At 41.4% G+C, this 19,351-nt stretch carries 17 protein-coding genes; 8 read left to right on the forward strand and 9 right to left on the reverse strand.

The genetic code is table 11. The features are described from left to right. The first annotated feature begins 66 nt into the window (after nucleotides 1-66). The 6 genes from LH29_RS11290 (at nucleotide 67) to LH29_RS11320 (ending at nucleotide 5,174) form a co-directional block, all read left to right on the forward strand. Nucleotides 67-435 carry a DUF190 domain-containing protein gene (locus tag LH29_RS11290; protein ID WP_045029719.1) on the forward strand — a complete coding sequence of 123 codons (369 nt, stop codon included), beginning with the start codon at nucleotides 67-69 and terminating at the stop codon, nucleotides 433-435. Between the two features lie 304 nt (nucleotides 436-739). Next, complete coding sequence (locus LH29_RS11295; protein ID WP_045029722.1) at nucleotides 740-1,432, forward strand: iron-sulfur cluster assembly scaffold protein; 693 nt, start codon at nucleotides 740-742, stop codon at nucleotides 1,430-1,432. Between the two features lie 12 nt (nucleotides 1,433-1,444). Further along, the gene (locus LH29_RS11300) at nucleotides 1,445-2,437 is read left to right on the forward strand and encodes a GGGtGRT protein (protein ID WP_045029725.1); all 993 of its coding nucleotides are present in this window, start codon (nucleotides 1,445-1,447) and stop codon (nucleotides 2,435-2,437) included. Nucleotides 2,438-2,535: 98 nt separating this feature from the next. Next, nucleotides 2,536-3,003, forward strand: a complete 468-nt coding sequence (locus LH29_RS11305) for a C-GCAxxG-C-C family protein (RefSeq protein ID WP_045029728.1) — start codon at nucleotides 2,536-2,538, stop codon at nucleotides 3,001-3,003. 270 nt (nucleotides 3,004-3,273) lie between these two features. Next, a complete protein-coding gene (gene eno, locus LH29_RS11310) occupies nucleotides 3,274-4,572 on the forward strand; it encodes a phosphopyruvate hydratase (RefSeq protein WP_045029731.1) in 1,299 nt (432 codons plus the stop codon). Between the two features lie 407 nt (nucleotides 4,573-4,979). Next, nucleotides 4,980-5,174: a hypothetical protein gene (locus tag LH29_RS11320; protein WP_045029736.1), complete on the forward strand. Its 195-nt coding sequence runs from the start codon at nucleotides 4,980-4,982 to the stop codon at nucleotides 5,172-5,174. A 13-nt stretch (nucleotides 5,175-5,187) separates the two neighbouring features. Here LH29_RS11320 and LH29_RS11325 read toward each other — a convergent pair whose 3' ends face one another. The 9 genes from LH29_RS11325 to LH29_RS11365 all read right to left on the reverse strand — a co-directional run bounded on the left by LH29_RS11325 (nucleotide 5,188) and on the right by LH29_RS11365 (nucleotide 16,334). Then, a complete protein-coding gene (locus tag LH29_RS11325) occupies nucleotides 5,188-5,955 on the reverse strand; it encodes a Mut7-C RNAse domain-containing protein (protein ID WP_045029739.1) in 768 nt (255 codons plus the stop codon). 251 nt (nucleotides 5,956-6,206) lie between these two features. Then, complete coding sequence (locus LH29_RS11330; RefSeq protein WP_045029741.1) at nucleotides 6,207-8,168, reverse strand: BamA/TamA family outer membrane protein; 1,962 nt, start codon at nucleotides 8,166-8,168, stop codon at nucleotides 6,207-6,209. 78 nt (nucleotides 8,169-8,246) lie between these two features. Further along, nucleotides 8,247-9,398, reverse strand: a complete 1,152-nt coding sequence (locus LH29_RS11335; RefSeq protein ID WP_045029744.1) for a BamA/TamA family outer membrane protein — start codon at nucleotides 9,396-9,398, stop codon at nucleotides 8,247-8,249. A 102-nt stretch (nucleotides 9,399-9,500) separates the two neighbouring features. Next, on the reverse strand, nucleotides 9,501-10,097 hold the full coding sequence (locus LH29_RS11340; RefSeq protein ID WP_045029747.1) for a CDP-alcohol phosphatidyltransferase family protein: 597 nt from the start codon (nucleotides 10,095-10,097) through the stop codon (nucleotides 9,501-9,503). A 60-nt stretch (nucleotides 10,098-10,157) separates the two neighbouring features. Continuing rightward, nucleotides 10,158-11,267 (reverse strand): SDR family oxidoreductase, encoded by a 1,110-nt coding sequence (locus LH29_RS11345; protein WP_045029749.1) that lies wholly within the window; start codon nucleotides 11,265-11,267, stop codon nucleotides 10,158-10,160. Between the two features lie 133 nt (nucleotides 11,268-11,400). Beyond that, nucleotides 11,401-12,075, reverse strand: a complete 675-nt coding sequence (locus tag LH29_RS11350; RefSeq protein ID WP_045029751.1) for a diacylglycerol/polyprenol kinase family protein — start codon at nucleotides 12,073-12,075, stop codon at nucleotides 11,401-11,403. A 133-nt stretch (nucleotides 12,076-12,208) separates the two neighbouring features. Next, complete coding sequence (locus LH29_RS11355) at nucleotides 12,209-12,937, reverse strand: phosphatidate cytidylyltransferase (protein WP_045029752.1); 729 nt, start codon at nucleotides 12,935-12,937, stop codon at nucleotides 12,209-12,211. Between the two features lies 1 nt (nucleotide 12,938). Further along, nucleotides 12,939-13,736 carry a sulfite exporter TauE/SafE family protein gene (locus LH29_RS11360; RefSeq protein ID WP_045029755.1) on the reverse strand — a complete coding sequence of 266 codons (798 nt, stop codon included), beginning with the start codon at nucleotides 13,734-13,736 and terminating at the stop codon, nucleotides 12,939-12,941. Nucleotides 13,737-14,063: 327 nt separating this feature from the next. Next, nucleotides 14,064-16,334: a TonB-dependent receptor domain-containing protein gene (locus LH29_RS11365; RefSeq protein ID WP_045029757.1), complete on the reverse strand. Its 2,271-nt coding sequence runs from the start codon at nucleotides 16,332-16,334 to the stop codon at nucleotides 14,064-14,066. A gap of 737 nt (nucleotides 16,335-17,071) precedes the next feature. Between LH29_RS11365 and LH29_RS11375 the strand changes: the two genes are divergently transcribed. Together LH29_RS11375 and LH29_RS11380 are read left to right on the forward strand one after the other, a co-directional pair. Beyond that, nucleotides 17,072-18,394, forward strand: a complete 1,323-nt coding sequence (locus LH29_RS11375) for a UDP-glucose dehydrogenase family protein (RefSeq protein ID WP_045029762.1) — start codon at nucleotides 17,072-17,074, stop codon at nucleotides 18,392-18,394. 5 nt (nucleotides 18,395-18,399) lie between these two features. Beyond that, nucleotides 18,400-19,350, forward strand: a complete 951-nt coding sequence (locus tag LH29_RS11380; protein WP_045029765.1) for a UDP-glucuronic acid decarboxylase family protein — start codon at nucleotides 18,400-18,402, stop codon at nucleotides 19,348-19,350. Nucleotide 19,351: the final 1 nt, after the last annotated feature.

The following is a 19,351-nucleotide window of genomic DNA, read 5'->3' on the forward strand; positions in this document are numbered from 1 at the left end:
AATTTGAAACTAATTAGCTCTGTTTTCTGTAAAACCTTGTAGTGAAAACCTAAAATTAACAACGCGATGAAAACAACAGAAAAAACAGGAATCCTGAAGATCTACATTGGAGAATCGGATAAAATAAATGGCCGGGTGTTGTTTGAAGAAATTGTGTTTGAAGCACGAAATGCCGGTTTGGCCGGCGCCACCGTTTATAAAGGAATAATGTCGTTTGGTGCCAGCCACAGCATACACACCATGAAGATTTTTGCCTTGTCGAGCGATTTGCCCGTTACCATTGAAATAATCGATAACATTGACAAGATTGACCGTTTTATTGAAAAGCTAAACCAAATACTTGACAACAGCCAGCGCGGTGGGCTGGTAACCTTCCAGGAACTGGATGTTGTTCGTTACGAAAAAGGGCTAAAATACCGCGAAGAATATCATTAATACGCCATGCTTTCCCCCATCCTCTTTTTACTCTTTTGCAGCTGCAGATTATACCAATTTAAGTACGGCTGTTAATCACATGAAACTCAAACAGCAATAAGCAATTCAAGACCTTTTAATCCTTTACTTTCAATACTTTAACTAAACGTTAATAAACAAAATGTAGTTTCCAATAAGCATTTTTAGTGGGTACTGTAGAACAATTATTTAATATTTTCACGCCGCAGTTAAGACAGACCTAAAAGCTCGGAATTTAGAGCCTATTTAGCTGTTTCAGCAAAAAAACCAGAAAATAAATATTAATATGAGTTTTACACACGAAGTTGAAGGTATGATTTGCGTTGCTAAGGGAGCAAATCATGGCCCGGCTCCAATTCCACAGGAAGGAAGTTGGACTAAAGCCAAAGAAGTTACAGACATTTCGGGTTTAACCCACGGTGTTGGTTGGTGTGCGCCACAGCAAGGTGCATGTAAATTAACATTGAACGTTAAAGAAGGAATTATTGAAGAGGCGTTGATTGAAACTATCGGTTGTACCGGTATGACTCACTCGGCTGCAATGGCTTCAGAAATTCTTCCCGGAAAAACAATCCTTGAAGCATTGAATACCGACCTTGTTTGTGATGCTATTAACACTGCAATGCGCGAGTTATTCCTTCAGATCGTTTACGGTCGTTCGCAAACTGCTTTCTCTGAAGGTGGTCTGCCAATTGGTGCCGGTCTTGAAGATTTAGGTAAAGGTTTACGTGGTGTTACCGGTACTTTGTACGGAACATCGGCAAAAGGACCTCGTTACCTTGAAGTAGCTGAAGGTTACGTTTCGAAAATCGGTTTGGATGCTGATAACGAAATTATCGGTTACGAGTTTGTTCAGCTTGGAAGAATGATGGACATGATTAAGTCGGGTAAAGATGCTAACGAAGCATTGAAAGAAGCTACCGGAACATACGGACGTTTCGCCGATGCAGTAAAAACCATTGACCCACGTAAAGAATAGGAGGAAAGAATTATGCCATTATTTGAAAGTTACGATAGAAGGATTAAACAGATTGAAGCTGTTTTAAATTCATATGGAATTGCTTCGGTAGAAGAAGCAAAACAAATTTGCGACGACAAAGGTGTTGATGTATACCAAATTGTAAAAGATACTCAGCCTATCGCATTCGAAAACGCAATGTGGGCTTATATCGTTGGTGCTGCAATTGCCATTAAAAAAGGCCAGACTGTGGCTTCAGAGATTGCTGCAACTTTAGGCGAAGGTTTACAGGCTTTCTGTATTCCGGGATCGGTTGCTGACGACAGAAAAGTAGGTATCGGTCATGGTAACCTGGCTGCAATGTTGTTGCGCGAAGAAACTAAGTGTTTCGCACTGTTGGCTGGTCACGAATCATTCGCTGCCGCTGAAGGTGCAATTAAAATTGCCAACTTCGCTAACCGCGTTCGTAAAGAGCCTTTACGTGTAATCCTTAACGGATTAGGAAAAGACGCTGCAAAAATTATCTCACGTATCAACGGTTTTACTTACGTTCAAACTAAATTCGACTACGTTACAGGCGAAGTTGTAGAAGTTAGCCGTAAGCGTTATTCTGAAGGATTACGTGGCGAAGTAAACTGCTACGGTGCCGACGATGTACGCGAAGGTGTTGCTATTCTTCATAAAGAAGGTGTTGATGTATCGATTACCGGTAACTCAACTAACCCAACTCGTTTCCAGCACCCGGTTGCAGGTACGTACAAAAAAGAGTGTTTAGAGCAAGGTAAAAAATACTTCTCAGTTGCTTCTGGTGGTGGTACTGGTCGTACGCTTCACCCGGATAACATGGCTGCCGGTCCTGCTTCATACGGTATGACTGACACTATGGGACGTATGCACTCTGATGCTCAGTTCGCCGGTTCTTCATCAGTTCCTGCTCACGTTGAGATGATGGGATTGATCGGAATGGGTAACAACCCGATGGTTGGTGCTTCTGTTGCTGTTGCAGTAGCAGTTTCGCAAGCTTAATTCAGATACCATTCGCAACAATTAGTTGTGAAAAAGATATAGCTAAGGCGCAAAGTTTAGGAGAAATCCATAGCTTTGTGCCTTTCTTTTTTAATCATATGTGCGCGACTAAAAATACCACAAAAGAATTCATCATTGAGGAGGCACTAAATCATTTTGATGAAGGTTATGCCTGCTCGCAGTCGGTGTTACTTGCTTTTGCCGATCATTTTAAGCTGGATAAAACCATGGCCAAGCGCATTTCATCTACTTTTGGAGGAGGAATGGGCCGTTTACGCGAAACTTGCGGAGCTGTAACGGGCGGTTTTATGGTATTGGGCCTGGCATTCGGTAACGAAGAACCAAAAGACCTGGACACCAAACTGAACAGCTACACAAAAGTTCGCGAATTAAACAAACTGGTGGAGGATATTCACGGAACTACCAATTGCCGTCAACTGTTAATTAAACATGCTACCGAAACTGAGGTACAAGACCGGAAACACCACAAAATTATTTGCCGGAAAGTGGTTGACGATGCCACTGCTCTTGTTTATGATATTCTGAAAGAAAATAACGAGATCTAGTTAGGAACACTCCTCCGGATTCGTACTATAACGTATACCACAGAAGAATAGTAATTCCTGTGACAAACTGATCTCAAACTACTCAGCTCCCCTCGCCCACTTAACACATTATATTCTGAACCAATTTAATGATCTTAAATTCACATTAAAAAGGAGTAAACTATTTATCAATCTTCGTAATTTCGTGAAACAATTTAAGCGCCTCAGCGTTTACAATCCTGTAATTGCACTAGCAATCTTGAAAAGTTAAATAAATAAAAACTACTTACAATGTTAATTAGCGACGTAAAAGCAAGAGAGATTATCGATTCTCGTGGTAACCCAACTGTTGAAGTTGATGTAATACTCGAAAGTGGTGCATTCGGCCGTGCGGCTGTTCCGTCAGGAGCGTCAACCGGAGAAAACGAAGCACTTGAATTACGTGATGGCGACAAAAGCCGTTACTTAGGAAAAGGCTGTTTAAAAGCAGTAGCAAACGTTAACGACGTTATTGCAAAAGAAATTATTGGTATGGATGCTACCGACCAGGTGGCTATCGATAGCAAACTATTGGAACTCGACGGTACCAAAACAAAATCTAACCTGGGTGCAAACGCTATGTTAGGTGTTTCACTGGCGGTTGCAAAAGCGGCTGCTGAGTACTCTGAGCTTCCTTTATACAAGTACATCGGCGGAACAAACGCAAAAACATTGCCTGTTCCGATGATGAACATCATTAACGGTGGTTCGCACTCTGATGCAACCATCGCTTTCCAGGAATTTATGATCCGCCCGATTGGTGCGCCGACTTTCCGCGAAGGTTTGCGTATGGGTGCTGAAGTTTTCCACGCACTGAAAAAAGTATTGGCTGCTAAAAACCTTTCAACTGCAGTTGGCGACGAAGGTGGTTTTGCTCCAATGTTAGGTGGTACTGAAGAGGCGATCGAATCAATTCTTACTGCCATTAAAAACGCCGGTTACAAACCGGGCCGTGCCGAAGACGGTGGCGATGTTTCTATCGCTATGGACTGTGCTTCATCAGAGTTCTACAAAAATGGCGTTTACGATTACAGCATTTTCGAACCAAACGGTGTAAAACGTACTTCTGACGAACAAGCTGCTTACCTGGCAGAATTGATTTCAAAATACCCTATCGATTCAATCGAAGACGGTATGGACGAAGGCGACTGGGACGGATGGGTAAAACTGAACGCTGCAATTGGTGACAAATGCCAGTTGGTTGGCGACGACCTTTTTGTAACCAACGTTGAGTACCTGCAAAAAGGTATCGAATTGGGTGCTGCAAACTCAATCCTTATTAAAGTAAACCAAATTGGTACTTTAACTGAAACCTTGGACGCCATTGAGATGGCACACCGTGCCGGTTATACTTCAGTAACTTCTCACCGCTCGGGTGAAACTGAAGATTCAACAATTGCCGACATTGCAGTGGCTACCAACTCTGGCCAGATTAAAACAGGTTCGATGAGCCGCTCAGACCGTATGGCAAAATACAACCAGCTACTTCGTATTGAAGAAGAATTGGGTGCAAGCGCCATTTACGGATACAAAAAAATCTACAAGAAGTAAGAATACTTTGCGCTAAATATAAAACCGTTCCGTCAACTGATGGAGCGGTTTTTTTATGCTCAAAGTTAGGATAACGTTTAAACATGCAATCGAACTTATTGAGAGAAATCCTGAACGCTCTACCCTTTTGTCTGTCGACATTTTCCCTTACAAAGGGAAAAAAGCTTTTTAACCAGGATATACGAAAATTTGTTGCGAGCTACCGGAGTTACCATCAACAGGCTCCCCTATTAAGGGGAGCTCCCGATAGGGTGAAGGGTAAAGCATAGCAGATAAAATGTAATGTTATTAGAGAAGCATAATTTTACTGACTCTTCGTTTTCTCACGAATAAAAATTAATCGAATATCATTGAACAAACCACCCCACCTACTTGCTTTATTAGTAAGAATAATAAACTTACAGCGCATGATAAAAAAAACAGGCCTATTCACCTTTTTACTTTTGATTACAGCAGTTGCAATGGCACAGGCTCCGAGTGGAATTCCTACGGGCACCCCTGAGCCTTTGGAGTTGACCTTAACCAATATTATCGTTTTTATTGTGCTGCCGGTAATAATCGTTATTCTTTATATTTACTGGCGACGTAACAGGCGAAAGTAAATACGAAAGCCCCCTATTTTAATCCTTCAATCCACTTCAGAATCTTGCGGTAGTGTGTTCCATCCCAGTAAATCTGTCCGCAACCATCGCACTTCCAGAATTCGTTACACATCGAAAACGTATCTTCAGGAACTTTGTCTTTTACCTCTTCGGCATCAACTGCTGTTAAACTTCCGTTGCAATTGGAACAGCGTGAAAATGGCCGAAAGCTGTTCTGAAGTTGCAACCGTTCCACCACCTCACGAAGTTGTTTTTGCGGATCGCTGTTGCGCACCCAGTAACCGTGTGTTGCTGCAGTATGTTTCAAAACGCCTTTATCGCGGGTTAAAATAATTCGCTTTTCAGCCACCGAGATTTGCACAATCTCATCATCCTCCAGGTTGTTGCGAAAAAGTGTATCAAATCCCAGCAAACGTAACTTCTGAGCCAGTTTCCCCAGGTTAACATCTACAACAAATCGGGTTTCACGCAAAGGTTTTGGGCGTAAACGAACCACAGGCGATATATCCATCGACTCAAAAACCGGATAAACGGAAACGTGCTCCCCTCCTATCAGCAAAGTCTCAAAATCAACAGATACACCGTCAACCAATATTAAATCCACTTCAGTGTGCGGCACACCAATTGCTTCGATGCTGTTTTTCACCGATGGCGTCCCCGTAAAAGTATATTCAAACGGTTTTTTACGTTGATGAACAGGCAGAAAATCATTCAACTCTTCGTAAAACCGAAATATACACCTACGACTCAGTGCTTCATGATTTGTTGCTGATTCATTCACCCTGTTTTATTTTTATGGATACTTAATTTACAACTATTCCTTTAAGAAATCATTCCCCAACAACAATCGACTTACAGGTAGCTCTACTTTTTTTCCGGTTCTAAGTCTTAAACTAAAGTTTAAAGCCAAAAAACCGTCCGCTGAACGTTTAAACAAACGTTTTAGCCCCGAAAGGAACATCCGACACCGTTTAAACAAAAGTTTAAGCCTCAAAATTGTTTTTTGCTTTAAAAGTTTGTTTAAGCCTGTATTCAATCTTTTAGGTTAAACATTCGGGCCGGATGTGCAGCCTCCGGTTTTAGCGAAGTAAAGTTCTTAAATACTTTGATGTCTTTAAAAACCAAGGTAAAAACAAAACGCGGTTCCTGTTCCAACCGATTTGGGAAATAACCGAATTGCAGGTGCATAGCCGGAAAAATCAAACTCTCGTTTTTGGTGCTGGCCCAAATTCCAATTTCAGAATAACGATCTACTTCTCTTGTAGCTGCGTTTGATTTTGATAACCAGCCAACATTTACATAAGGATTAAACGAAAAACGAAATCCCCAGATCTGGTAGTTGGAATAAAAAACCGGCCGGTAAAACACTGCCAGATTCGAATAGTTTTTGTAGCCCGTTAAATAATCGGTTGCAAAAGTGCGTGTTGAATAGTAAGGAATAAAATACCGTGGATTGCGCACAGCATTAAATTTCAGTTCAAAAATATTTCGTATTTCGTATTTCCCCAGCCGGCTTAGCGGACTTAAATAATCGAAACGCAGCCCGGCAAGTCCGTCTTCCAGCTTCGAGCCGTTTAAATAACCACCCGCCTCGGTGTACGCCGAAAAAATACCGGCATTGTTAAAATACAACGAGTAGTTGGCACGCAGCCCCGAGTACGAACGCTCGTAAAAACTGGTTTTCTCCCACCCCGCTGTTACATTCAGGTTGTAACCGATTGGCACATCTTCAACCGTTCCGTATTGCAACAGGCGACTGGTTTTTATGTACGACACCTGCTGCCACGACAAACCCGCCAAATACAACTGCCGGTTATGAAACTGGTAGTTTGTAGTTTCATCTAGCAGTGGTTGGTTTTTGTATTTATACGAAACGTAACGCGCCGCAACATTCAAAAATGGCCGGGTAATATCTCTGTGAAAAAAGAACGAATGTCCCAGCCACAAATCAAAATAAGATAAATTATACCGGCTGTTATCATTCTCCAGCGAATCGTTTACATAGGGGTGGTCCGACACTTTTTCGCGCAGGTGATCGTAAATTATCTCACCCCCGTTTTTGGTGTGCGTTGTCGAAAACGGTTTTTCAAACTGTATCCTGAAATTCTCACGATCAACACCATTTTGGTAGCGGATTTCACTGTCGAAAAAAGTGCCCCACATATTGTTTATGCCATAAAAAGCCCCATAACCGAACTTCTCTTCGGTGTCGGCATCAAATTCGCCAATTATCCCGATGCTGTGCCCCAGCCCGGCAAAATTTCGCGAGTAAGGTTCCACTTCAAAAGCATTGTAACTGTTAACATCGCCACTTACACCAATCGGGTATCGGTCTTTAACCATAACCGTTACGTTTACCGAATCGCTTGAATTCCCAACCGGCGAAATTTTAATAAAAGCATCTTCTATGTATGAGAGCTCACGAAAAAGGCGCTCGTTATCCGAAAAAATACGTGCTGTCACCCGTTCGTTTTCCTTAAAATGAAGGTTTTTACGAATCACACGTTCGCGGGTCGGGCTGTATGTTTTGTTCAGAAAACGGCCAAATCCGGAGAGGTCGACATTGGTGGTATCAAAAAGATTGCCGTCGAGCACCGGCACCCGTTCAATCGTAATGTTTTTTATTACCCGGTTTTTATAGAAGGCAAAATACTGGTCGGACGGATTGAAATCCTTCGGCAGCTGTTCTTCCCTGCTTCGTATCGAGCCCATCAGCAAACTCCCGTAACGACTATTCAAACGTGTAGCCGATTCAATCTTTTCAGGATGCTTTTCGTAATACGATGGTTTTCGTACCAGGAAATTTTTGATGATATCGTGCTCCGTATCTGCTTCAAGAATCACCACCGAATCATTCACACCATAATAAATGGTGTCTTTCAGCATTAACAACTGATCGAAACGAATGCGAATGGTATCTTGCTTTTGCGCTTTTGCAACAAATACCAATCCCACCAGACTCAGAAATAATAAGTGTTTAATGTGTTTCTGCATCGAACAGCTTGTACTTCAATTCGGTATTCAATGTTGATTAAAGATAAGAATTTAAGGAAGATAACGCCCAAGCAGAAATCAAAATGCTTCCACAAAATTGAAGTATACGCCCTTAGAATCGCGTCCCACACCAAAATCAACACACACATTCATTCGTGGCTGCAATTCAAGCCGGTAACCAATTCCGCCATTCGGAACCCATTTTGATAAACTTACCACATCGGGTGCAATACTACCTGCGCCAAGCCAAATTACCATTCCGCTTTTGCTTAAGCGTCCATCTGCTTTTTGAAAAGTATAGCGCCATTCGCCAAGCATAAAAGAAATGGTATTATCGCGGTAATGCCCCATTAAATATCCCCGCAGGTTTTTCCCTCCCGAGAAATCGGATAGCTCAGTTATAGGCACATCGCCATAGGTGCTTCGGGTAAACAACCGAAACGCCAGCACATTGCCCGGGCGCGTTAGGGTTTTATAGTGCCGCAAATCGAGCGTATATTCCTGGTAATCGTACTTGCTACCCCACAAATTATCGTAAAACATAGCTGCAAAATGGAAATAAACTCCGCGCCAGGCATTTACAACTATATCGCGGGTATCGTAAGCGAAAAGTGCTCCAATTCCGTTCAGAAAATAAGTATCTCCGAACTGTGACCGGTATGGATCGTTTTCTACCGGCTGGGCAAAGTCTTTTGTTACAACATATGCCGGACGTAAACTGGCACCCACATAAACCGATGGTTTTAATTTGTAGATTAAGTCAATATCAAAAGATGAATTGGTTTCGTGGTACAAAGTTGTAGTATCCGATTGATGATTGGCTTCAATCTGATCAAATCCCTTTCCATAGTAGTTGTTGTCTTTATCGCGAATTACAAGGCTGGCATTCATTCGAAATTTATCCTCCAGCCAAAACGTTCTCAAATGCGCCTGAATGCCAAAATTTCCTTTGGTGCTGTAGAATATAGTGGCCGGAAGCGATGAACGTTGCGAGATGCTGTCGTTTTTATTTGCCCTGAATGAGTATAACATGCCTCCGGAAATCAACAAACCGGCATCAGCAGTGTAGGCCGGTGCAAACATGGGCGACAACCACGGTTCGCCGGCCTTTATAACAGCCTCCTTTCGCGCATTGCGCTCATTCCAGGCATCCTTTAATTTGCCCTGAGCTTTTGAATCACAAAAGCTAAAAAGTAAAAGAAAGAGAAGTATAAATGTTGCTGGTTTCAAGAGTCAAGTGTATTTTGATTTAATCAAATATACGACTTTACCCCCGTTAAAATCAAATACTTTGGCAAACAAAAAAGCCACATCCGAAGATGTGGCTTGTTATTATTTTGCTTCTTTTTCAGCTTTCATTAGCCAGTAGAGTCCCTTCACCCCGATTTTTATATCGTCGAGTTTAAAGAGGACAAATATTTTTTCGGTGTAGGCTACAATTCCCCATCCTACTGCGAGGTAGAAGAACCAGGCGTAGAATCCGAATACAAACAATACAAAAAAGAATATACTTTGCACATATCCGGCCGAAACAGCTGAATACAGGTGTAGTCCCGGTATTTTACCGAAGCGCGCAAACGAAACGATGTAACTCACTACAAACAATCCCAGAAAGAGGAATAAAAACCAACTGTGTGGTTCAATATCGGCCCACTTAAATACAAACAAACCTAAAATGGCCATTGCATAAGTACAAATATCGGCCAGGTTATCGAGCGCGGCACCAAAATGCGTTTGCTGTTTGAGGTAACGTGCCAGATTCCCATCGGCAACATCGCTTACCAAACTAATACAAAGCAACCATACAAACAACGATTCGTTACCAACAAGAGCAGCATAAAAAATTACAGGAAATGCTAACAAACGGTATAAACTGATCGCATTTGGGAGATTTACAATATTCTCGCCACGTACAAAAATTTTCTTCATAATCCTCGTTTAAACTTAATTGGTGTAAACCTAAAAATTAGTTGGTAAAAATTCAATGATTTATACGGCAGCCTTTATTTCGGATACCTGCTGGTCGGTATCACTATTCAGAAAATAGCTAAGCATACGATGTATCGATTCGGCAGTTACCTCGCTCACTTCCTCTTCAACAATCGAATCGAGATTTGTTGTATCGAAAGCAATATTGGTATCGATATAAGCACCTGTAAACGACATGCCGATAGCCATAATCCGCTCGAGCGAATTCATTTGTTCTTTCTCCAGCGTTAAATCCGGCACCAGGTTAATCGGCATTAAACTGCTGATGCTTCCCAGTATATCTTTATTTTTCACCGAGGTTTTGGCAATTAAATTCAGAATAACCGGCACCTGTTCGGCTTTTACGGCACTCATCAGGTATGTTACTGCGGTATCGATAGGAATAAGGTTTTGAGTTGATTCGGGATCAACCTTTAAGCGAATTACACTGTTTGGATATTTTTTGGCCAGGTTTTGTACACGTTTCGAGAAATCGAAAATACCGTAATCGGTTTTGGTTACGCCGGTTTTGTTGTTTCCAACCACCTGCGACAAACGCAATATACATGCGTTTAAGCCCCTGTTATCAATGTAATCTTTAATTACATTTTCGGCATATCGTTTTGATTGTTCGTAGTAATTACGGAATGCATCAATCTCGGCATTTTCGTAGAACTTTTCTTTAAACGGCTCATCAATACGACCGCACGAATAGGCCGTGCTTACAAAATAGAAGCGTGATTCTTTTGCCGAATATTTCTGAAAAGTATTGATTGAATTGGTTACTCCCTGCAGATTGGTTCCAAAAATTTCTTCTTTCGATTTTATGTCAAATTTTAAACTTGCTGCAAAATGAAAGTAATCGACGTTTCCCCCGAAAATGGTTTTCAACTCACTTTCCTGCAATGCAAAATCCGCTTCAAATAACGAATAGTCGTGAACCTCAAGATTTGTAAAATCAATAGCCTCCCCGTCCTTCATCTCTTTTAAGGCAGCTTTTACCCGCTCTTCGGCAGTAAATTTTTTATTACTGCGTGCAAGCGCAACTACCTTGTAGTTCTCTGACAACAATTCGTTTATAAAATTAGAAGCAACATAACCGTTTGCTCCGTTTATAACAATTTTCTTCATGACGTAATATTTGATTCGGAGACGCTAAAAAATCTCCACTTTGCTATTCAGTTTTCTTTACTTTCTGTTTTACTATATACAAATTACTCCTTTTTTAGCAGAAATACCAGCATCGCCTCTACATTTTACATATTTACATTAATAGTAAAAGTGTAACTGCTGCCCCTAGAGGAATGGTTAAATTGTCGGACCCGCGCCAACTGAGTAATTCTGCCAGTGTGCTAACAACAGCTACTGCCAGTCCAATATAAAAGGTTTTTAAATCGAAAACACCTCGATTAAAATACAGGGCCAGCAAGCTGATAATAAAGCTGGTGAGTAAAAATGCACCCGATCCGAAAATTGATTTTCCGGTATCGATGCCCAATATTTTTATTTTATGATTGTTCGTTTTAAAGCTGATTCCTACAATGGCTGCCATCGGGTCGCTGATTCCCAAAATCAGCATTGGCAGGATGAAAATAAATTTACTATCGAGTATATCCGATAGTAAAAATGTAAGATAAATTGATGCCGGCAACAGGTAACTACCAATCGATTTCCGGTCGATATCGTGAATGGAATTCAGCTGCTTGCTGTATTGTGTAATAAATAAGGCCGCAAAAAAGATGAGCGCCAGCACAAATACATACCAATGACTTGAAAAAATGTATGGAAAGGGTACCACAGCAATGGTGGCGGTAAAGTGCGCAAACTTTCGTGTAAACTCGCCTTTTACTTTTAGTCGTCGGTAGTTAAGTTCGTTAAATGCCAGTAACAGTATTATTGCAATAAAATATACTACTGACAGCGTAATAGTGTTCCCCATAAAAATATTTTATTCTCTGGTTATCTTCCTTCTAATTCCCGCTCCGTTTTCAATAAACAAAGTTATCGCTATATAAGTTTCACCACTTCATTTATTGATCGAACTGTTATTATCCTTTCCTGAAATGCTCAAGTTAAGAACCAATCATCAGAAAAAAAAATGTTACCCAGGCTCCACCCGAAATTAAACTGTCAAAGCGGTCGAGAAATCCTCCGTGCCCCGGTATCAAATTACTGTAATCTTTTACTCCGAATTTTCTTTTGTACAACGAAGCAGCAATGTCGCCTAAAAAAGCAAACACAATTATTCCGAGTGTAAGCCCGGCCACCACATACCATTTATTGTCGTATAATCCGTGAAGAAAAAAGCCGCTTGCGAATGCAAACAAAGCACCACCAACCGTTCCTCCAATGGTTTTATTGGGGCTGATTTCGGGTGCAATTTTTGTTTTTCCCCATAACTGTCCCGAGATTTGGCTAAACGCATCAAATATCGATAAGATCAGAAATGCAAAAAGCACCAGTTTGTTATCCATAGCCCCAAACAACCACAGTCCTGTCCCCAAAACGGTATAAATAAGCATGGAAACGAATACAAAACCTGAATGTTCGAATCCTGCCCGTTTAAACAGTAGTAAAAGTTCGAAAGCACCTGCCAGCAATATTATTCCAACCAAAACCTGGAAAAATACCGGATTTATTGTGATGCTAAAAAACAGAATGTGGATAATAATAAAGTAGCTAATGAATTTTGTCCAGCTTTTTCGGGCCACTGCTTTTTCCTTTTTCCGGTTAATAAAAAAGAATCCAACTGCACCCAACAGGAAATACGACAGAATGAATATGTATATCGTTAAAATCATGTTATCTGTTTACTATCATTAAAATACCGATTGCTGCAACCACAGCCGCGTATATGTACTTCACCCTATTCTCCGATTTTCCGATCTTCGCTTTTGCAAAAAGCCGCGGCCCCAAAAACGCACCAATTACTGAACCTGATGTAAGAAAAGCAATTAGAGTAAGATCGATACTGCCTATTAAAAAATGGGCACCAACCGCAAATACGGTATTTACCAAAACCACCAGCAACGATGTGCCAACCACTAATTTAACAGGTAATCGCATCGAAAACAATCCGGCAATAATCGGCGCTGTTCCGCTGGTTCCAAATGTTCCGGCAATCAGTCCGGCCGTTAAGCCAAAAAATGAGCCTTTCCCAATACGAACAGCTTTCAGCTTAGCTTTGCGTTCTTCGTCTTCAGCCTCCTTGTATTTTCTTATACCGGCAACCAGCATATTTATTGCTATCAAAATGGAATAAACTCCAAACAGTAGCTTTAATTGCGGCTCCGTAATTAAATTTGTTATACGTGCTCCCAGCAAAGCTCCAACAATTCCGGCAATGCCAAACAAGGCCCCGGTGTTGGTATCGATATTTCCTTTTCGGTAGTGCCCCCACGAGCCGACCAATCCAATTGGTAGTGTTGCAGCCAGCGAAGTTGCCACAGCTGTATGCGCGGGCACGCCAATTATTAAGGTAAGCACAGGCAAAAAGAAAAAGCCTCCACCTCCTCCAAGCATGGTTCCAAAAAGCCCAATAACAAAGCCAATTAAGGGTAAAATCAGGTAGATATTTTCAAACGAAGAATTAAAAATCATAATTAATCTTTACGGTCAGTTAAATTTAAAAATTAATTACTCAACCGCAGTATTTAAAACCTGTCCTGTTAAAAAGTCAAAGGTAAAGTATAAAAATTTATCGTTAAGTGATACGAAACACAATCTAAAATCACCCTATGTATTTTAACATCTGTTAACGTTTCAGCACAGAAAGAGTTCAGCAATTGATTTTTTGCACCGAAAATAAGTGGAGAATATAATGAAAAAATACTGGTAATATTCCCGGCGAATAACTTTGAATAATTGGTTTGAATAGAAAAGCTCTTCCTTTTGGGGAAGAGCTTTTCATTTGTTTCACAATATAAGTTATAAGAAACTAATAGTGAGCGTTACATAAAAGCTCCTTCCGGGCGAATAAATGGGTCGCGCATCTGCTCCACGAACCGATCGCGCCAGATGTTCGTAATACGCTTCATCAAACAAGTTTTGCACACCACCGGTGGCTGTAAAAACGCTATTCATCAACCACAAAACTTTTGCATCAACTACATTAAAAGCCGGTGTTTCTGTTTCGCCGTACGATGTTGCAATCCGATCCTGTTTCATGGCATGCCTGAACATCAGTTCCGGCTTTAGTTTGCCATCTGCAAAATTCCCCATCAAGTGATAATGAAACTCCATCGGTGGAATCTCGGGCAGTGGTTCATCCATCTCCTGATTTTGGCCGTGCGTATAAACCAATCCCAAATTGTGGCTCAGGAACGAACTATATTGCTGAATCCAGTTGGCTTCAAAACCGGTCATTAATGCTTTTTTGATATTTATAAACCGGCGTACCCCCGGCGAAGTGCTCAACGCAGGCTGCAGATCTTCGCGAATTTCAGACGAAATGTAATCGCGCAAAACCGAGGTAAACACATTTATATTTATATGAATCTTTTCGGTTTGATATCGAAAAACCAGATCGAGCTGATTGTTAATTTCCGGATCAAGATCAGGATTTCCCACCATTTCATACGGATCAAGCCCAATCGGAAACTGATTTATATAACGCTCAGCAATTCCGGGACTTCGTGTGGCCATTCCTACCCACAATCCCAGCGAGATATTTTCGCTGAACAAACGTGTTCCGCCTGCACTAATTGACGGATGCACCTGCGACGACTCCAGATCGGAATATATTTCCACAAAACGCGGATCGGGATTATTGGCTTTTGACGAATTTATATCGAGACGTCCCGAAACAACAAACTGAAATCCCGGCTGCGCAATGTGCCATTCGCCAAATAATCCGGTGCGATTTATTTCGGCATCCTGCCACACATTATCGGTTAAAACTTTTCCGGCCATTGGCCCCATTAGCATTGTGCGCTCACGATAACCATCGGCCGACTCAAAACGATAATCAGCACCGGCGTACAGGTAGCTTTTATTAAAATCGAAACGCAATTCTGTTCGTCCACCGTAATTTCTGGTTTCGGCATCGGTTATTGCATCCACCTTTCGCGGATCGATAATTTTATGGTAGTTATCCATCAGGTGATCGACCATCGTTCCGTACACACTGGTATTCCACGAGCCAAGTGCTTTATCATAAAAAACGGCAGAATGACTGGCGTTTACCAGCCAGGTATTGTCTTCGCGTAAATCCATTGGTAAGGCCGGAAAATCAACATCTTTGGCAATATTGTTTGAAACCAGCACTCCAATATTTTGGGTTTGACTGAGTTTTACCCCAAGTTTTCCTCCCCAGTTCAGCCGGTTAAAACGCGCCGCAATATCCACGCCATCGCCATCGGTATAATCATCGCCGGTGGAATAAGCACCAAACATCCGGAAATCTACTTTTGAGCCTGAAACTCCGGCCACTCCTTCGGTTCTAAAAATATTTCCGTTGCTCTCGTAGCTTGTTCCCACGCGCCCAACAGGCCTTGCTTTTTCCTTAAAATCGGGCGAAGAACTTTTAAAATTTATGGTTCCGCCAAAGGCATTTCCGTAACGCAAACTGTGTGGACCTTTTAGCACTTCTGCTTCGGCGATCATATTTATAGGAATTTGGCTGGCAGCCGGATCCATCCGGTTTGGACAAGCCGCCGAAGCCGTTTGACTTCCATCCAAAACCAGGTTAATCTGGTCGTATTTAAACCCACGAAGTACCGGATCAAATCCATAAGCACCACTTTTACGAATAGTAGATATTGATGCCACCGATTCCAGCAAATCACCGGCATCGTGTGCCAGTTTGTTTTGCACGGTGAATTCCATTTTTCGTTTGTCGCCGGCCGTTGGGTGCACCAAAACCACCGTCGCGGGCAAATAGTTGGATGACTGAACCAATCGAATAACTCCGTCGTTTGCTAACTTTTCCAGTTCTTCAGGACTAAATACGACTTTCCCATATTGCAAATGCGACAAGAACAATTCTGCCCCCACTTCAACCTGTAAAACGATATTTCCGTTCTTATCCGAAAATCCCCTCGTTTCGTTGTATTGATAGTGAACATCAGGAATTCCGGTTTTCGTTTTAGAATCAATTATTTGTATTGTTTTTTCCTGCGAATAGGAAGAGTGTACCAGCAACATAAATACCAGTAAATACACCATTCTGATTCCGGAATTATAAAAGATCTTTCTCATTCCAAAATGATTTATTACTATTAAAATTATCGTTTGGGGCGGTATTTAAACGGAATATTTTGGAGGGTGAAAGACCTTAAAAGACTTTAGAAATGAATATTTTAATAAGAATTTAAATCTCAGGTTTTCACTATTTGAGTATACCCTACAAATTAACTCAGTGGTTTGAACACAAAAATCAATATTCTGCTTTTCAGTCTGTTGTGGTGGTAGTTCCCTTTTCTGCTCTTCCTGTTCATGCATTCTCTTTTTCAGCTGGCAACACCCCTCGCAGGTTGATCCTTCCACATCCTTTTCAATACACAGATTTTTTGCAATATATTCCTGGTTGATTTTAAACGATGCCAAAACCAATAGTTCAGAAAACTGAAACGAAAAGATAGAACAGACTAATATGGCTGAAATAAAGAATTTCACAAAGCCAGTTGATTTTTAGTAAAGTTACTAAAACAACATTATTTATTGTCAAAAGTTCAATACCACCTCTTTTGCATATTTGATTTTGAAATCAAGAGACTCACCGTAGCTTTTCTAATCGCCGTTCTGTAAAAATTCATACACTAAAAACGGCCGGAGATGCGGATTCTAATTACAATCATTGATTGTTTCTAAGGAAATCAATTATCTTTATTCCGTATTATTAAAACAGTTGTAACGGATAAATTATGCCCGATAATGACAAACTCATTATTGTTTACACGCTTAAATAGATCCATTTCAAAAAAGATAAATCAGCTATGAAAATTTCGGTAGTAGGAACAGGTTATGTAGGATTGGTTTCGGGAACATGTATTGCAGAAACCGGTGTTAATGTTGCCTGTGTTGACATCGACGAGACAAAAATTGAGAAACTAAATAACGGTATTATCCCCATTTACGAGCCGGGTTTGGAAGACATTTACAAAAAAAATGTTGAGAAAGGTCGCCTGGAATTTACCACCGACCTGGGTGCCAGTATAAAAGATGCCGACGCAGTTTTTATTGCCGTGGGTACACCGCCGGATGAAGATGGCAGTGCCGACCTGAAATATGTTTTGGGTGTGGCACGCGAGATTGGTAAAAACATGGACCACTACCTGGTTGTGGTAACAAAAAGTACGGTACCGGTTGGCACCTCTGTAAAAGTTAAGCAGGCCATTTTGGAAGAGTTGGAAAAACGAGGCGAGAAAATACCGTTTGATGTGGCTTCAAACCCTGAATTTCTGAAAGAAGGAAGTGCGGTTAACGATTTTCTGAAACCCGACCGTATTGTGATCGGTACAGAATCGAAACGGGCACAAAAAGTGATGCAGCGTTTATACAAACCTTTTGTACTGAACGGACATCCGATTTTATTTATGGATATCACCTCGTCGGAAATGACGAAATACGCCGCCAACTCGATGCTGGCAACAAAAATCAGTTTTATAAACGACATTGCCAATCTTTGCGAGCTTGTTGGCGCCGATGTTGACAATGTGCGTCGCGGAATTGGTTCTGATCCGCGTATCGGGAACAAATTCATCTACCCGGGAACCGGTTACGGCGGTTCGTGTTTTCCAAAAGACGTGCAGGCTTTAATACGCACTGCCGATGAGTTTAACTATTCGCTTGATGTGTTAAAAGCTGTTGAGAAAGTAAATTATCGTCAAAAAGAGGTATTGTTCAACAAGCTTTACAAACGTTTTGAAGGTGACCTGAAAGGCAAAAAATTTGCCCTGTGGGGGCTGTCGTTTAAACCCAAAACCGACGATATGCGTGAAGCACCATCTTTGGTAATTATAGAGAAATTACTGGAAGCCGGAGCTTCTGTTGCTGGTTACGACCCGGTTGCCATGCACGAAGCAGAACGAATTCTGGGTGATAAAATCTCTTACGCAAAAGATGAATACGATGCATTAATTGACGCTGATGCATTAATTTTAGTTACCGAGTGGTCAGAATTCAGGCTGCCGAATTTCCGCGTTATGGAGAAGCTGTTGAAGAGTAAAATCATTTTCGACGGACGAAATATTTACGATCCCGAAGAACTGGCAGAACTTGGATTTGAATATTTTGCGATCGGTAGAAAAACAAAATAAACGATATGAAGCGAATTTTGGTAACCGGAGGAGCAGGATTTGTTGGATCTCACCTTTGCGAAAGGCTGTTAAACGATGGCAACGAGGTAATTTGCCTCGATAACTATTTTACGGGCAAAAAGCAAAAGATCATTCACTTGCTTGACAATCCATACTTCGAGCTGGTACGGCACGATATTACACAGCCTTTTTACATCGAAGTAGATGAAATTTACAACCTGGCTTGCCCGGCGTCACCAGTTCAGTATCAGTACAATCCGATAAAAACCATCAAAACTTCGGTGATGGGCGCCGTAAATATGCTTGGGTTGGCCAAACGTATAAAAGCCAAAATTCTGCAGGCATCAACCAGCGAAGTTTATGGAGTTCCCGATGTTCATCCTCAAAACGAAGAATATTGGGGACACGTTAATCCCATTGGAGTGCGCTCGTGTTACGATGAAGGGAAACGTTGTGCCGAATCGTTGTTTGTGAATTACCATGTACAGAACGACGTTTTGATCAAGATCATCCGCATTTTTAATACCTATGGCCCTAAAATGGAACCAGATGACGGGCGCGTTGTTTCGAACTTTATTGTACAGGCGCTGAAAGGTAAAGACATTACCATTTTTGGCGACGGACAACAAACCCGAAGCTTTCAGTATGTAAGCGATTTGATTGAAGGCATGATCCGTATGATGAAAACCGACGATGATTTTATCGGGCCGGTAAACATTGGCAATCCGGGTGAATTTACCATGCTCGAACTGACCAGTGAAATTATTGACCTTACAGGATCGAAATCAAAAATCGTTCACTTGCCATTGCCACAAGATGACCCGACACAACGTCAACCGGATATTACGTTGGCAAAAAAGAAACTGAATGGCTGGGAACCAACAATTCCACTTCGAGAGGGTTTAATAAAAACGATTGCATATTTTGAGCAGCTGCTAAAAGAGGAAGGTCTGTAAT

Origin of the sequence: Draconibacterium sediminis, from assembly GCF_000949475.1 — a bacterium.
GTDB classification, from domain to species: Bacteria; Bacteroidota; Bacteroidia; order Bacteroidales; family Prolixibacteraceae; genus Draconibacterium; species Draconibacterium sediminis.